Source organism: Mesorhizobium sp. M4B.F.Ca.ET.017.02.2.1, assembly GCF_003998955.1.
GTDB classification, from domain to species: Bacteria; Pseudomonadota; Alphaproteobacteria; order Rhizobiales; family Rhizobiaceae; genus Mesorhizobium; species Mesorhizobium abyssinicae.
In genome coordinates this window covers 1-9,565 of record NZ_RZOF01000251.1, presented here as the reverse complement: position 1 = coordinate 9,565, position 9,565 = coordinate 1, and the positions used below count along the sequence as shown (strand labels likewise).

The following is a 9,565-nucleotide window of genomic DNA, read 5'->3' as shown; positions in this document are numbered from 1 at the left end:
GAGCACCAGGATCTTGTCGAGCAGCGTCGCCTCGGCCGGCTTCGTCTCTTCCGTCTTCTTTGCAGGATCGGCCTGCTGGTCGCTTGCAGCCTGGGCTGTCTGCTGCGCGCTTGCCGGCGGAGTCAGGATCGCGATCGCCGCCGCGCCGGCCAGAAGCGCGGCCATTCCCCTTGCCATAGACCGTTGCGCCGAGCCCGCGTTCTCATCCGCCAGACCCAGCCTTTGCCAATTCGCCAACCCCATGCCCCAACTCCAGATTACAGGTTCGCTGCTGGCTGGCCCGAGGGCTCGCTGGCATTTTTCATCACATCCGGCGCGTTAAATGTTGACTCATTTACTCCGGTATTGCACTGGTATAAAACATGATTATTCGAGTCAAGAAATGAATCGGCATTTTATGCAGACGTCCGGCCAGGTGGCCGGCACAGGGAAAGGACCGACCCAGATGAACACGCACAACGCAAACGATTTCCGCTATCGCGTCCGTCGTTCCGAAGACGTTGCCACCCGTTTCGACAGCGTTCCGCTGGCGGTGAGGACGCTCTCCAGCAACACGCTTTTCCAAGGCGAGCACGAGATCGGCATCGAGCACCATGGCGCGCTCTATCGGTTGAAGATCACCCGCCAGGGCAAGCTGATCCTCAACAAGTGAGCAGCAACCGACGACAGGCTGAAGGCAGGGGAAGACATGGACCAGCGCGTGAAACCCACACCGCATGAAATCCGGCGGGCGCGGGAAGACAATCCGAAAGCGCGCGAGCGCGACCTTGCCGCCGAGCTCGGCATCTCGGAAGCTGAGCTCGTCGCGGCCCATAGCGGGCAGGGCGTCGTGCGGGTCGAGCCGCGCGTCAACGATTTGCTGACCGGCCTCGAAGCTGTCGGCGAGGTGATGGCGCTGACCCGCAACGAGAGCGCCGTTCACGAGAAGATCGGCGTCTACGACAAGGTCGTCACCGGCAATCACAACGCCATGGTGCTCGGCGAGAACATCGACCTGCGCATCTTCCCGAAAGTCTGGGCGCATGGCTTTGCCGTCGAGAAGCGCGACGGCGGCGACATCCGCCGCAGCCTGCAGTTCTTCGATGCTTCGGGCGAGGCGGTGCACAAGGTGCATCTGAGGCCCGCCTCGAACCTCTACGCCTACCAGAAGCTGGTGGCGGAACTGGAATCGTCGAACCAGGAGCCGATCGTTTCCGTGTCGGCAAGCGCGAGCGAGGAGGAGCCGGAAGTCGAGGGGCAGGCGGCCAGCATCGACGACCTGCGCGACCGGTGGAGCAGGCTCACCGACGTGCATCAGTTCTTCGGCATGCTGAAGACGCTGAAGCTCAGCCGCCGCCAGGCGGTGCGCATGGTCGGCCAGGATTATGCCTGGCTGCTCGACAAGGATGCCGTAGCCGCCATGTTCCATCACGCCGCCGAAGGCGCGATGCCGATCATGTGCTTCGTCGGAAACCGCGGCTGCATCCAGATCCATTCCGGTCCGATCAAGGCGGTCAAGCCGATGGGGCCGTGGATCAACGTGCTGGACGAGACGTTCCACCTGCACTTCAGGAACGACCACATCCATGAGGTCTGGGCCGTGCGCAAGCCGACCAAGGACGGCCATGTCACCTCGCTCGAAGCCTATGGCGCCGACGGCAAGATGATCATCCAGTTCTTCGGCAAGCGCCACGAAGGCGAGGGCGAGCGCGACGACTGGCGGTTCCTCGCCGAGAACCTGCCGCGCATCCCAAGCCCGACCGCTGCCTGAGGAGGATGAACCATGGTTTCCTTCCCCAGTCTGTCGCGACCGAACCTTGCTCCGGCAATCGGACTTTCGCTTCTTCTTGCCGTCCTGCCGGTTCGAGCCGAGGAAGCCGCGACCGTCTTCGCCGACACGTCGAAGATCGTCGCCATCGGCGGCTCGATCACCGAGATCGTCTACGCGCTCGGCGAAGAGGACCACCTCGTCGCGCGCGACTCGACCAGCCGCTATCCGGAAGCCGCACTCAAGCTGCCGGACGTCGGCTATATGCGCCAGCTGTCGCCGGAAGGCGTGCTGTCGGTCAATCCGTCGGGGATATTGGCCCTGCACGGCAGCGGCCCGAAGGAAGCGGTCGACGTTCTGAGGAAGTCGAGCGTTCCCTTCATCGAGCTGCCCGAGCACTACACCCATGACGGAATCCTCGAAAAAATCCGCCTCGTCGGCAAGGCGCTCGGCGTCGATGCCAAGGCGGACAGGCTGGCGGCCAAGGTCGACGCCGGACTGAAGGCCGCCGAGAAGCAGACGGCCTCGATCAAGGAGCGCAAACGCATCCTGTTCGTGCTGTCGACACAGGGCGGCAAGATCCTTGCCGCCGGCAGCGACACCGCCGCCGACGGCATCGTCAGGCTGGCCGGCGGCGTCAACGCGGTCGAGCGCTTCTCCGGCTACAAACAGCTGTCGGACGAGGCGATCGTCACCGCCAAGCCGGACGTCATCCTGATGATGGACAATGCCGGACCGGCGGTGTCCGACGACGAGCTGTTCTCGAATCCGTCGATTGCCTCGACGCCGGCCGGCCTCGCCCGCAAGGTCATCCGCATGGATGGCGGCTATCTGCTCGGCTTCGGACCGCGCACGGCAGAAGCCATCCACGACCTTGCCGTTTCGCTCTATGGCGGCCAGGTCACGGACTGATCATGGCGGGTCAATCGATCGCCGGCGCGGCGGGCAGGATGACGGTGGCCGAGGGCGACCGTTCGGCGCGCGCTCGTCTCGTCATACTCTCTCTGTGCCTGGCGCTTGCCGTCTCGGTGCTGCTGTCGCTGACATCGGGCGCCTCCGACGCCTCGGCCGTCGGCGTCGTTCGTGACTGGCTCACCGGTGCGGTGCCCGGCGACGCGGTATTGAGCGCCCGCGACCGGCTGATCGTCTACGACATCCGCTTGCCGCGCGCCCTGCTCGGCGTGCTGATCGGCGCCGCACTCGCCGTGTCGGGGGCGGTGATGCAGGGATTGTTCCGCAATCCGCTCGCCGACCCCGGCCTGATCGGCGTCTCGGCCGGTTCCAGCCTTGGCGCCGTCGCCGTCATCGTGCTTGGCTCGACGTGGCTGGCGCCGCTCACCTCGGCCCTCGGCACGCTGGCGCTGCCGCTGGCGGCCTTCACTGGCGGGCTGGCGGTGACGCTGCTGCTCTATCGCGTTGCGACCAGGCATGGCCGCACCTCGGTCGCCACCATGCTGCTCGCCGGCCTTGCGCTCGCTGCGCTTGCCATGGCGCTGACCGGGATCCTGATCTTCATGGCCGACGATCGGCAGTTGCGCGACCTGACCTTCTGGCAGCTCGGCTCGCTCGCCGGCGCGACCTGGCAGAAGATCGGCTCCGTCGGGCCGGTCATCGTTCTGGCCCTCTCGGCGATGCCGTTCCTGGCGCGCGGCCTCAACGCGCTGGCGCTGGGCGAAGCGACGGCGGGCCATTTGGGCATTCCGGTGCAGCGGCTGAAATACACGGCGATCGTCGGTGTCTCGGCGGCGGTTGGTGCCTCCGTCGCCGTCAGCGGCGGCATCGGCTTCGTCGGCATCGTCGTACCGCATCTGCTGCGCCTGCTGATCGGCCCGGACAACCGCTATCTGCTGCCGGCGTCGGCCTTGCTCGGCGGCTCGCTCTTGCTGCTGGCCGATGCGGTCGCCCGCACCATCGTCGCGCCCGCCGAACTGCCGATCGGCATCGTTACGGCGGTCGCCGGCGCGCCGTTCTTCCTGTGGATCCTGCTGCGCAAGCGCGGCGTGATCGACCTGTGAGGCTGGCATGATCGAAGCGCGCGATGTTTCGGTGGCGATCTGCGGCAAGCGCATCGTCACCCACGTCGATTTCGCCGCGCGGCCGGGCGAGATCGCGGCCATTGTCGGACCCAACGGTTCGGGCAAGACGACATTCCTCAAGGCGCTGTCGGGCGAGCTTGCCTATACGGGCGGCATTGCGCTGAACGGCTGCGACCTCAAGGCGATGAAGCCGGTTGAGGCGGCGACCTATCGCGCCGTGCTGCCGCAAGCGACGACATTGTCCTTTCCGTTCACGGTGCGCGAGATCGTCAGGCTCGGCCTTGTCGGCGGACGCTCCGGCGTGCTGCCCGGCGAGAACGCGCGGCTGCCTGAGCGGGCGCTGGCGCGCGTCGATCTCGACGGCTTTACCGGACGATTCTACCAGGAGCTTTCAGGCGGCGAGCAGCAGCGCGTGCAGCTTGCCCGCGTGCTCTGCCAGGTCTGGGCGCCGGTGCTCGACGGCAAGCCACGCTACCTGTTCCTCGACGAGCCGGTGTCCAGCCTCGACGTCAAGCACCAACTGATCATCATGGACATTGCCCGCGACTTCGCCAGGCGCGGCGGCGGCGTCGTCGCCATCCTGCACGATCTCAACCTGACCGCCATGTATGCCGACCGCATCCACGTCATGCATCGCGGCCGGCTCGCCGCCGCGGGCGCGCCGCAGCACGTGCTGACCGACGAACTGATCGAGAAGGTGTTCGATTGCCGGTTGAAAGTTGGCGTGCTGCCGGCAGCCAATATGCCGTTCGTTTTGCCGCAATCGGCGGCCTAGCCGCCGGCTGCAATCAGGCGGCCGGGGCCCGCTGCTCCAGCATGTCGATGCCGAGCAGATGGCGCACATTCGGGCGCGCCGCAACAAGGTCGGCGATCGTGTAGCGCGACAGCACGGCAAAGAAGGCGTTGAGCGCCTCGCGCAGCGCTGAGTTCAGCGCGCAGCTGTCAACCAGCGGGCATTCGACCGCGTCGTTCTCGAAGCATTCGGCCATGGCGAAGCTCTCTTCGGTCACCCGCACGACGTCGAACAGGCTGATCTGTTCGGCCGGACGGCCGAGCCTGACGCCGCCATTCCTGCCACGCACCGTCTCGACCAGGCCGTTCTCCACCAGCGGCTGCAGGATTTTGAACAGGAACAGCTCCGACACCGAATAGGCGGCGGCGATCTCGGGGATGCGACTCAGCCGTTCGGTATTGGCGGCGCAATACATCAGGATGCGCATGGCATAGTTGGTCTGGCGCGTCAGCCGCATTTCGTCCTCTTGAACCAGTAGCTTGGGCTCAATATGGCCTATACCTTGGAACAATTCCAGACTGGCAGCGCACGATAGATGAATAAACGCGTCAACTTTATGTGCATGGTGGCGCAAATCGTGAGCGTGGGTAGCGTGCCGCGGGCATTTGGCCTTCAGCGTCCCTAGATAAGTCGCAACATCGATCAGGAGCGGCTCACAATGTCACAAGCGGCCCCGGCCATGAACCATGTCCGATTCGACACCGACGCCGCTGCCAAGCTTGCGGCGCTGAGGCGAACCAAGTTCGTGGCGACCGCGGCGCTGGCGCTCTGCGTTCTGGTCTTTGCGCTCGCCAAGTCGTTCGAGGGCACCTATCCGTGGCTCGGCTTCGTCGCCGCCTTCGCCGAGGCGGCGACCATCGGCGGGCTGGCCGACTGGTATGCGGTGGTGGCGCTGTTCAGGCGCCCGCTCGGCCTGCCGATCCCGCACACGGCCATCATCCCGGAAAACCAGAACCGCATCGCCGACAATCTCGGCCGCTTTATCGAGGTCAATTTCCTGGCGCCGGAGCCGGTGCGCGAAAAGCTGGCCGAGGTCGATTTCTCCGCCTTGGTCGCCGACTGGCTGGCCGATGCGGAGCGCGCCGCCGGCCTGTCGCGCTTTGTCGCCCGCCTGGTGCCGCAGACGCTTGCCGCCGTCGAACAATCCGGCCTGCGCGGCTTCGTCACCAGCCGCATGATGGATGAGGTCGAGAAGGTGCCGCTGGCGCCGCTTGCCGCCGAGCTCCTGTCGGCGCTCACCGACGACCGCCGCCACCAGAAACTGTTCGACGAGTTCACCAGGGTGATCGGCCGGTTCCTCAACGACGAGGAGGCGCTCTCCGCCATGCGCGAGAAGATCCGCGAGGAATTGCCGTCGCTGTTCAACCTGTTTCGCGCCGACGCCTATCTCCTGAAGAAGATCGTGGCCTCGGCAGGCACGCTGCTCGAGGAGGTGCGGGCCGATCCCGACCACCCGATGCGGGCAGAGTTCGACCGTTTCGCGAGGACTTTCATCGAACGGCTCAGGACGTCGAAGCAATATGCCAGGCGGGCCGAGCAGTTGAAGCGCGATTTCCTGGAGCAGCCGGAGATGAAGGCGCTGGCCGGCGGCATGTGGGAAAGCCTGCGGCAGTTCATCGAGCAGGACGCTCAGGCGGAGAACTCCCTGATCCGCGCCCACTTGGCCAACATGTTCGTCGAGGTCGGCCGCCATCTGGCCAGCGACGCGCGGATCAGGGCCGACATGAACCAGGGGTTCGTGGTGGCGCTGTCGTCCTTCGTCGAAAGCCAGAAGAGCGGCGTGTCGAAATTCATCGCCGACCAGGTCAAGCGCTGGGATCTCGGCCAGCTCACCCGGCTGATCGAGATGAACATCGGCAGGGACCTGCAATATATCCGCTTCAACGGCATGGTCATCGGCGGCCTTGCCGGCATCGTGCTCTACACGGCCGAGCGGTTGTTCCTCGTCAATTGACGCAAGCGTAGCGTGCTCTATTCTTCCTGGCGGGAGTAGATTGGGGAGCAGAGATATGGCGAAGCAACCGGAATCCGACTCGTTCCTGGACATGTTCAGCAGATTCGGCCGCGACCTGAAGGTGCCGAATGTCGATGTCGAGGCGATAATCAGCCACCACCGCAAGAATCTGGAAGCACTCGAAAAATCGGCCAGGGCCGGCGCGGCCGGCGCGTCCTCGTTGCTCAGCCGGCAACGCGAGATGATGCGGGACGCGCTGCGCGAGATCACCGATCTGGCGCAGAATTATCGGGCGCCCGGCAATCCGCAGGAGTTGATGGCGAGGCAAGCGGAGTTCGCGCGCAAATCCTTCGAGACGGCGCTGAAGAATGCCGGCGAGGTGGCTGAAATGGCCAGGAAATCCGGCACCGAATCCATCGAGATCCTGCGCGAGCGGATCAAGGACGCGCTGGCGGAGATCCGCGCCGGCTACGACAAGAAGTGACGCTTCCCACCGGCGTCGCTGGTGCTGCCTGCCAGGTACCCTCGCGCTTCCGGGAGCGGCTAGGTCGCGGGCGTTGAGGGGCAATGCTGCCTTCCGGCGGCATTGTGGACGAACTGCCACCCATGGCAGCAAAACGCTGCCCGTCGGAACCGAATTGCCAGGCGGCGAATTGACAGGGGGCTCCGCTTCGTGATCGGGAGACAGGCAAAGCGATCGGGAAAGCAGGAATGACGGAAACACGGCCGAGGACGCCGCCGACCTTCGAGCAGTTGAGGACGATGGCCGGGCAGGAAGTCGGCGTGTCGGAGTGGACGACGGTCGACCAGCATCGCATCGACCAGTTCGCTGAATGCACTGGCGACCATCAATGGATCCATGTCGACCCTGAAAGGGCAAAACGGCAGAGCCCGTTCCGCACCACGATCGCGCATGGCTATCTGACGCTGTCGATCATCGGCGCGTTGGCGCTCGACATGGGCATCGTGCCCGAAAACACCCAGGCCGCCTTCAACTACGGCTTCGACAAGGTGCGTTTCCTGGCGCCGGTCCGGGTCGGCTCGCGCATCAGGTTGCGCACGACGCTGCTGTCCATGGAGGACAGGGGCCCCGGCCAGTATCTGATGAAGGCCGCCAATACGGTCGAAATCGAAGGCGAGCAGAAGCCGGCCTTGACCGCCGAGACACTGGTTATGCTGTACGAGCGCCGCAAGCGGGCAGGGGCCTAGAGCTGTTTGGAATTCTACTCTGGCGGCCATCTGATGGCGTTTTGTGCGCTTCCGGTGGTCACAGACCCAAACGTCCGCTGCGCTCCGGTTCTCGAAGCCACCACCATATGGTTCGCCAGAGCGAATTTCGAAACAGCTCTAGGCCTCGGCCCGCTCCTTGCTTCTCGTAGCCGCCCGCCGGCAGAACACGGCAAGGCCGAGCGCAAACAGCGCAAGCGCCATCGCGACCCGGAACGTGACCTGCATTCCGAGCAGGGTTGCCGATGGGGTCGCTGAATCTGCTCCAGCAGATGCCGCGGCGAATATGGCGCCCATCAGCGATGCGCCGGTGACCAGGCCGAGATTGCGCGACAGGTTGACGAGGCCGGAGACGACACCGCGCTGGTCGGCGGTCGCGGCCCCCATCACCGCGGCGTTATTCGCGGTCTGGAACAGGGCGTAGCCGCCGCTCAGCGCCAGGACCGGGACGACGTAGCCGGGAATGCCGAACGCGATCCGGATCGACGAGAGGGCAAACGTGCCGAGAACGAGCGAGGCCAGGCCGGCTATCATCGTCGGCTGGGCATCGAAGCGGTCGACCAGCCGCCCCGCCGGCACCGCAGCCAGCGTCGCGACCAACGGTGCCGTGGACATAACAAGCCCGACTGTGGCGGGGTCGAGGCCCAGCGCTCTGGAAAGGTAGAACGGCGCGACCACCAACTGGCCCATCACCACGGTCGAGACGACGACGCTCATGGCGAGGCTTGCGGTCAGCATGCGGTCGCCGAATGCAGCCAGGCGGACGAGCGGCGTTTCGACCTTCAATTCCGTCACGATGAACAAGGCGACGCCAAGGGCGGCAACGACAAGCAGGGCGAGATTGAGCAGACCAACGCTTCCCTTGCCCAGTGTCATGGCCAGCGCGTAGGCGGCCAGCGTCAGGCCGAGCAGAACCGTCCCGAGCGTATCGAAAGCGCTTCGTCCCGGCCCGGACCTGCCGTCCTTGGGCAGCGCGCGCCAGGCAAGCGCGAAAGCCAGCAAGCCGAGCGGCACATTGACCAGAAACATCGCCCGCCAGCCGGCGCCGGCGATCAGCAGTCCGCCGAGCGAGGGGCCAAGCATGGTGCCGATCGACGACATGGCGCCGAGCAGGCCCATGGCGCTGCCGGTCCTGGCCTTAGGGACGGTGCCGGCGACGAAGGCCAGCGTCAGCGCCATCATCACGGCCGCGCCAAGGCCTTGCGCGGCCCGCGCCGCGATCAACAGCCCAAGCGTCGGCGCCAGCGCGCAGAGCGCCGAGGCGATCGTGAACAGGGCGATGCCGGCGAGCAGCAGCGGGCGGCGGCCGACAATGTCGGCCAGCCGCCCGGCGCTGACGATCATGGTGGTGATGGCAAGCAGATAGGCCAGCACCACCCATTGCACGGACTGGAACGAGGCGCCGAACGCCTGCATCAGCGATGGCAGGCCGACGCTGGCGATGCTGGTGCCAAGAGAGGACAACAGCGTGGCAAGCGACAGGCTGGCCAGCGCCCAGCGAACGGACCGCGTGGGCGTCGCAGCGCCGTCAATCCAATTGCTTTCGGTTGCAACTTTTTCCGCGACGTTCGCCATGGCTTGCTCCTTTGCTTCGGCCTGGTCGTACACCCCTCGCTGACATGGCGGAAGACGCAGCATTTGCATCTTATTCATGCATGCGACGCCATATATCCGTGCTATGATCCGGCGATGCCGTCACCCGATCTCAACCTGCTGGCCGCCCTGGATGTCCTGCTGAACGAAGGCAGCGTGGCGCGCGCCACGCTGCCTTCGTTCAGCAGGACATCCAGGGCGGCCAGCAGGTTGAG

10 protein-coding genes are annotated in these 9,565 nt (G+C 65.4%); 8 read left to right on the top strand and 2 right to left on the bottom strand.

The window, feature by feature from the left end:
- The first annotated feature begins 445 nt into the window (after window positions 1-445).
- From hemP to EN738_RS24530, 5 genes are read left to right on the top strand one after another with little or no spacing between them, the layout of a single operon-like run.
- Window positions 446-652: a hemin uptake protein HemP gene (gene hemP, locus EN738_RS24550; RefSeq protein ID WP_127285965.1), complete on the top strand. Its 207-nt coding sequence runs from the start codon at window positions 446-448 to the stop codon at window positions 650-652.
- 36 nt (window positions 653-688) lie between these two features.
- Window positions 689-1,750, top strand: coding sequence for a hemin-degrading factor (locus tag EN738_RS24545; protein WP_127285964.1), 1,062 nt, complete (start codon window positions 689-691; stop codon window positions 1,748-1,750).
- 12 nt (window positions 1,751-1,762) lie between these two features.
- Window positions 1,763-2,659, top strand: a complete 897-nt coding sequence (locus EN738_RS24540) for a hemin ABC transporter substrate-binding protein (protein WP_127285963.1) — start codon at window positions 1,763-1,765, stop codon at window positions 2,657-2,659.
- 2 nt (window positions 2,660-2,661) lie between these two features.
- On the top strand, window positions 2,662-3,762 hold the full coding sequence (locus tag EN738_RS24535; RefSeq protein WP_127285962.1) for an iron ABC transporter permease: 1,101 nt from the start codon (window positions 2,662-2,664) through the stop codon (window positions 3,760-3,762).
- Window positions 3,763-3,769: 7 nt separating this feature from the next.
- Complete coding sequence (locus EN738_RS24530) at window positions 3,770-4,558, top strand: heme ABC transporter ATP-binding protein (RefSeq protein ID WP_127285961.1); 789 nt, start codon at window positions 3,770-3,772, stop codon at window positions 4,556-4,558.
- Between the two features lie 13 nt (window positions 4,559-4,571).
- Here EN738_RS24530 and rirA read toward each other — a convergent pair whose 3' ends face one another.
- A complete protein-coding gene (gene rirA, locus EN738_RS24525; RefSeq protein ID WP_127285960.1) occupies window positions 4,572-5,033 on the bottom strand; it encodes an iron-responsive transcriptional regulator RirA in 462 nt (153 codons plus the stop codon).
- A 201-nt stretch (window positions 5,034-5,234) separates the two neighbouring features.
- On the opposite strand from rirA, the gene EN738_RS24520 reads away from it, so the two are divergent.
- The 3 genes from EN738_RS24520 (at window position 5,235) to EN738_RS24510 (ending at window position 7,739) form a co-directional block, all read left to right on the top strand.
- Window positions 5,235-6,530, top strand: coding sequence for a DUF445 domain-containing protein (locus EN738_RS24520; RefSeq protein WP_127285959.1), 1,296 nt, complete (start codon window positions 5,235-5,237; stop codon window positions 6,528-6,530).
- A gap of 55 nt (window positions 6,531-6,585) precedes the next feature.
- Window positions 6,586-7,014 carry a phasin family protein gene (locus EN738_RS24515; RefSeq protein WP_127285958.1) on the top strand — a complete coding sequence of 143 codons (429 nt, stop codon included), beginning with the start codon at window positions 6,586-6,588 and terminating at the stop codon, window positions 7,012-7,014.
- Between the two features lie 227 nt (window positions 7,015-7,241).
- Window positions 7,242-7,739, top strand: coding sequence for a MaoC family dehydratase (locus EN738_RS24510; protein WP_127285957.1), 498 nt, complete (start codon window positions 7,242-7,244; stop codon window positions 7,737-7,739).
- 138 nt (window positions 7,740-7,877) lie between these two features.
- Here EN738_RS24510 and EN738_RS24505 read toward each other — a convergent pair whose 3' ends face one another.
- Window positions 7,878-9,332, bottom strand: coding sequence for an MFS transporter (locus EN738_RS24505; RefSeq protein WP_127285956.1), 1,455 nt, complete (start codon window positions 9,330-9,332; stop codon window positions 7,878-7,880).
- Window positions 9,333-9,565 lie beyond the last annotated feature (233 nt).